This window comes from Intestinimonas timonensis, assembly GCF_900626145.1.
Lineage (GTDB): Bacteria > Bacillota > Clostridia > Oscillospirales > Oscillospiraceae > Intestinimonas > Intestinimonas aquisgranensis.
Map to the genome: position 1 here is coordinate 1 of NZ_LR130825.1, position 5,156 is coordinate 5,156.

The 5,156-nt window shown below is 47.6% G+C and carries 5 protein-coding genes; 1 reads left to right on the forward strand and 4 read right to left on the reverse strand.

Annotated features, from left to right (window positions below):
- Positions 1 to 112: IS3 family transposase (locus E0E29_RS19345; protein ID WP_165449966.1), on the forward strand; the 112-nt coding region annotated here is incomplete at its 5' end.
- Between the two features lie 234 nt (positions 113 to 346).
- Here the strand turns inward: E0E29_RS19345 and E0E29_RS17120 are convergent.
- The 4 genes from E0E29_RS17120 to E0E29_RS17135 form a co-directional block, all read right to left on the reverse strand.
- On the reverse strand, positions 347 to 1,297 hold the full coding sequence (locus tag E0E29_RS17120; RefSeq protein WP_130850966.1) for an S-layer homology domain-containing protein: 951 nt from the start codon (positions 1,295 to 1,297) through the stop codon (positions 347 to 349).
- Between the two features lie 169 nt (positions 1,298 to 1,466).
- Positions 1,467 to 2,831, reverse strand: coding sequence for an S-layer homology domain-containing protein (locus E0E29_RS17125; protein ID WP_130850967.1), 1,365 nt, complete (start codon positions 2,829 to 2,831; stop codon positions 1,467 to 1,469).
- A 91-nt stretch (positions 2,832 to 2,922) separates the two neighbouring features.
- Positions 2,923 to 3,720 carry an SH3 domain-containing protein gene (locus E0E29_RS17130; protein WP_130850968.1) on the reverse strand — a complete coding sequence of 266 codons (798 nt, stop codon included), beginning with the start codon at positions 3,718 to 3,720 and terminating at the stop codon, positions 2,923 to 2,925.
- 787 nt (positions 3,721 to 4,507) lie between these two features.
- A partial coding sequence (locus tag E0E29_RS17135) for a recombinase zinc ribbon domain-containing protein (protein ID WP_207303633.1) occupies positions 4,508 to 5,156 on the reverse strand: 649 nt, incomplete at its 5' end.

Below are 5,156 nucleotides of genomic sequence, written 5' to 3' on the forward strand. Positions count from 1 at the left end.
CTCATTCTGTGAGGCCAATGAGATGATTGACCGCTATATCAATTTTTACAACCACGAGCGCATCCAGCTAAAAACTGGAGTGGCGCCGCTCACGCTGCGCCACTCCGCTTAAAACTTCATATTTCCCTACATTGAGGCCTTTTTGTGCTGTCCGCACAATTTGGGGCGGTTCAAGTGCCTGTGCATTGAGATGGCGGCCTTTTTATGCGCAGGGAGATTTGACGGTTACGTGAGATGATAGGCGGGTGATTATTAATCACTTACGTCTACCGTGCCCAACTAAACAACAGCGCCTATAAAAATGACCGCCCACACCTGCGTTTAGGTGGGGCGGTCAATCTATTCATTATGCCATATCACGATACAGGAAGGTGACGATCTGGCCACGGGTACAGGTCACATCAGGGCTAAAAGTAGTAGCGCTGGTACCAGCGGTAATTCCCTGCTGCACCGCCCAAGCCACTGCCTGAGCATATTCTGCGTCAGCGGCTACATCGTTGAAATCAGCAGCCACTACAACAGGCTTTTCCGCCAGCTTCCACAGATAGGTCACAGTGGCGCTGCGAGTGCAGGGGGTATCGCCTTCAAAAGAAGAACCGGAAACCAGACCCTTCTCATAGGCCCACACGGCGGCGCTTGCATAGTAAGCGTCATTTACCACATTGGTAAAGGGGTTGTTGATCGTGGGGGCGGGAGACCCATTGGCACGCCACAGGAAGGTCAAAATCTGAGCAGTGGTGCAGGTCATATCAGGAGAAAATGTATTGGCGCTGGTACCGCTGGTAATTCCCTTCTCTACTGCCCACTTGACAGGCTCAGCATACCAGGCATTGGCGGCAACATCGGAAAAGCCGTTGTCAGGCTGAGGCTGGCTGGAGCCGTCCCCCAAGACCACATAAACCTCGGTAAAGTTCGTGCCCGTGGAGAAGCTGATCATGCCAATGTTGTCCCGGAACAGCTCATTGGTAGTTACTGTCTCACTGATCTCTCCCACAGTGGCCTCCACAGGAGCATAACGATCACCGTTCTTGATGTACTCCATATAGGTACCATAGCCTTCGGAGTAAGTAATGCTGCTGCCAGGCTCCACTACGATAACGGAAGCCTTTTCTTCCATGGTCTCGCCAAACCAGTCCAGCGTAATGGTACGCTCCTCCACCTTTGCAGAGGTAAAAGACCAATCCTTTCCGGCGCTATCCTTTACTGAATAGGGGCCATATCCACCGGCTGCCATTGCCGGGACAGCCAGTCCCATGCACAGAACCACAGCCGAAAACAGAGCAACAATTCTTTTCATAATCCATGTTCCCTTTCTCTCTTTAAAATTGTGGTTGTGCCTGACTTCCTTGTCTTGCCACCTTTCTTTCCGGGCTATCTCCAAAGGGCACAACCATTTCACAGGAGACTTCCCGTCTTTTACCCGACAAACAGTTCTGCAAACTGTCAGGAGTCTCAAGGGAATGGTGTTACTTACGGGAGTCAATGTCTACTACACGGGAGAGAATAGTAACAACCTCTGCCCGGGTAATATACTTGTAAATACTCATGGTTCCCTTGCTGTCCTCGCCGTTAAGAATACCTGCATTGTACAGCTTGTAGATTGCGGAATCACAAAGCTCAATGGGCAGACACCAGGTTGCATAGCCAGGCTTTCCATCCGTCTTGTCATAGGGAATGTTGGTCACGTTCTTGATGGCAGGATAGCAAGTATCGGGCAGCGCGCTGGCAAACAGATAAGCCATACTGGAACGGGTAATGGGGCCATAATCAGGCGTTCCAGAACTCATATTGGTAAGGCCACCATTCAGCAGATGGAAGGTGCCCTCATTGATGATACCTTGCTCAAATACATAATCAAAATAGGGATCAAACCAGTATTCGCCTGCCTTAGCAGTAAAGTCATGGTTGTCACCGTTATAAATAGAACGAACACGAGCCGCAAGCACCATTGCCTCCGTAATGCTCAGCTGCCCATTGGGATTAAAGGAGTTGGCAGAAGTACCAGACACCAGACCAAGCTCATAGGCAGTCGTCATGTCCTTCTTGTACCAGGCATTGGCGGGAACATCAGTAAACTGTCCGTTGTAGGTGTTGACCTTCTTAAAGTTATCCAGGCTGCCCTGAGCGGGAGGAGTAACCGTACCATTACCGTTATCAGTCAAACTGCCTTTAATGGTAATGGTCTCCTTCTTGTCCTGAAGATCCAGTGTAATGTGGGCAGTGTTAGTGCCAGTCTTTTTCACAATGTTGGAGTTGCCGCTAACTGTCACTTCACCAGGGAAATTAAAGTCAATTTCAGCAAAGCTGGTCACAGTCTTGTAAGCATTGACTTCGGCCGTTTTCTCAGCCAGCTGCTCAGGAGTAAGATGGGGAACAGATGCCTCATACTCCTTATCAAGCATAGCATAAAACTCAGGTTGACTCTTAACCGTAAGGCTAATATTCATATAGTTCTGGCCGTTTTCTGTAATTACTCCAGCAGAGATGTTTTCAACCAAATCTCGTTGGTCAAAGATATAGAGAATAGACTGTACATTGCTGAACTGCATCTCATCGTCCAGTGCGACATACGTCTTGCCGTCATTGCCTACCGCTGTAATACCATTGATTCGGTTTGCGTAATTACTTTCGTAGGTGTTAACATCGTTCTCCTTGTACCAGTTAAGCTCATCCTGAGTCATCCAACTGTAAAGGTTCAATACTCCACTACCGGAAGTGTCAAAATTTACATATCCAGAAGCAGGAACACCGTCCGAACCACAGCCTGCCAATAAACCACACATCATGCAGGCTACCAGAATTCCGCACAGCATCTTTTTCAGTCGAGTCATAATTGACTGTCCCCTCTTTCCAATCCCTCAGTTCATATTATTAAGTATATGTACCTAAAATGTAGTGAGCTTTACCTTCTTCAAATAATGGTTAGTCTAACTGTACATTACCAGATATCCAGTCATAATCTTCGTCAGTAAGATATCCTCCAGCATCAGCACCTGAATATCCCATGTCGTCTCTGTCTTGCTGTATCTGGTTGGCTAAGTCGCCCAATCCTCCACTAGAGCTGCCGCCAGAGCTACTGCCTCCGCTGGATGTGTTACCACCAGTGCTTGACTTGCTGGTTTGACCGCCAGAACTACCACTGTTTCCACCTGTACTGGGCTTGCTGCTTGGCTTGCTGGTTTGACCACTAGAACTACCACTTGAACCAGTTGAGGTATTTACTTGTGGCTTGGTAGTACTGAGATAGTCACTAGATACATAGGCTACCTTACCATTAAACTCTATCCGACTCCAACCTGCTGCAGCTCCAGTGCCAATGCCAGTGCACTTAACGGACTGAGCCTTAGCTAAGCTACCCAGCTTATCGCTGTTGGTGCTATAACTGGAACGTACATTTACTGTGGTGGTTGCATACATGGTCTCGTTACAATCAGTGAAAAGCTGCTCCTGTTCTGTGGGGGCAGATGTTTCCACCGGTTCCTTTTGTATATCACTCAGATCTTCTATTGTTTGCTCTGGGGTAGCAGGTGTCGTTTCGGTTTTATCCACTGTATCCTGCTGGACAGGCTTTTCACCGGAATCCTCTTTTGTATTCCCAGAAATACTTGATGTGCCCGTGCTTGTGGTGCTGTCCTGCGGAAGCTCCTTGGGGCCGCAAGCGGATAACACCAGAAGACACGCAGCGGCAAGCGAAACTATAAGTATCCTTGCCCTTTTCATATTGCCAAACTCCCTTCTATCTGTCTTAAGCTCTCAACAGCTTCCACCCAAGGGGGACAGAGCCAGCCTGTCTCCCCTTGAGCTTCTGCCGCCGAGACAAAAAGAGCGCACACAGGTATAAAGATACCCATGCACGCACGAAAGTTCCTCGCTATGTGCTTTACACAACTCGTATAACGCACCTTGCTAATTCAACAAGATTGCATTATACTGTGGATGTGGTACTGCTGACGCAGTTGTGCATAGTGGTCACGACACCTGTACAGTGGATAGAGGGTTGCCGCCCTCTATCCCTGCCGCACTATTTTTTTGCCTCGTAACCTCATTCTAAACCATGTGGATATAAAATGCAAGTAGAGCAATCGATCTTAAAAGTAAATGTCTATTTTTATACTTCAAGTCGATCCATACATATATCCACCATGGATGAGGTGCTATTGTGTATATCTATTAAGCACTTTTTGAGGCAGGGAAATTTTTCATCCAAGCAGTTGTTGAGTGAAGATGTCCTGGGGAAGTATAGTATGTTTTGCGTTTCCGAAAATGTTGAGGTTCTATCTTTATGCCCATTTTCTTTGGAGAAACTGTCATTCCATCTAAAAAATCTATGCCTATTTCTGCTTCTATTATTGACGAGCAGGAAAAATTAGTTGTCTTACCGGACAAACCCAACATTTCTCACCAGCATTTTAGGACTTCACCGGTTTTATCTACGCTCTCCCAAGCGTCGGTGTACAAGGGGTACAAACGAGATAAAATAGAAATGAGGGGCGATAGAGCGGAAATGTCAGATTTTCCACTCTATCTGAACACGGTCGCTGGTGGCCTTGATTGTAGAAATCAAGCCATCGGCGGCTTTTCTTTTGTCGTCAAAATCTATGCTCTCCCAGTTGTCGAGATAATAGGACAGTTTCTTTATCTGCTGAGGCGATATGGTTTCGACGCTCAAATCGGCTATTGCTTTTGAAATGGTCTGACGGCGGGTGTCCAGTTCTTCGATTTTCTTGTTGGCGTAGGCAAGCAAGGTCGCATTGGCTCCGGTCAGTGTGTCCAGCAGCTTTTCAATTTCTGCCTCCACCTGCGCCAGCTCTACTTGATAAGCTGTCAGCTTCGGATTGATCTTTTCCTCTTTGCCGTGAAGTATCTGAAAATCTTTGAACTTCTCCTGCATGGCCGAGAAAATGAATTGCTCAAATTCTTCTTTGCGGATTTTCCCGCAGCCCGGACAACCTTTGTTTTCCGTCCGTTTGGTGCAGCGGAAATAGCCTGTGCTGTTTGGTACATGGGTGGCTTTCAGCGCATACCCACAATGCCCGCATTTGATTTTTCCGGCCAGCCAAGTGTTTTTCGGTTTCCGCCCCTGCTGGAAGGTGGTATTTGCCATGAGCTTTTTCCGGCATTTCAGCCATGTGTCCGAGGGGATCAATGCTTCATGG

What these genes read in the sequence shown, in the direction of transcription:
- E0E29_RS17120 (WP_130850966.1), bottom strand. Translation starts at nt 1,297, where the DNA reads ATGAAAAGAATTGTTGCTCTGTTTTCGGCTGTGGTTCTGTGCATGGGA.
- E0E29_RS17125 (WP_130850967.1), bottom strand. Translation starts at nt 2,831, where the DNA reads ATGACTCGACTGAAAAAGATGCTGTGCGGAATTCTGGTAGCCTGCATG.
- E0E29_RS17130 (WP_130850968.1), bottom strand. Translation starts at nt 3,720, where the DNA reads ATGAAAAGGGCAAGGATACTTATAGTTTCGCTTGCCGCTGCGTGTCTT.